Annotated in this window: 1 protein-coding gene; it reads left to right on the forward strand. The window is 45.3% G+C overall.

Annotated elements, in window-relative coordinates; all coding sequences use genetic code 11:
- Positions 1 to 39: 39 nt before the first annotated feature.
- The coding region (locus tag LJE08_RS14665) for a proton-conducting transporter membrane subunit (RefSeq protein ID WP_304608386.1) at positions 40 to 225 on the forward strand (186 nt) is incomplete at its 3' end.

Here is a 225-nt window from a genome sequence, read left to right on the forward strand (position 1 = left end):
ACAATTAGTCAACTTGGACTGATTATGGGATTGCTAGGAATGGGATCGGCAGCGGCATTTTATATAGGGGAAGAAGCTGTCTTTTATACTGCTGCAACAACAGCGGCTGTCTTTCATCTTATTAACCATGCCATCTTTAAAGGCTCATTGTTTATGATGGTCGGTATAGTTGACCATGAGACGGGTACCCGCGACCTGCGAAAGCTGGGCGGACTGATTTCCATT

It is taken from the genome of Holdemanella sp. DFI.5.55, assembly GCF_020593575.1.
GTDB classification, from domain to species: Bacteria; Bacillota_I; Bacilli_A; order Erysipelotrichales; family Erysipelotrichaceae; genus Holdemanella; species Holdemanella hominis.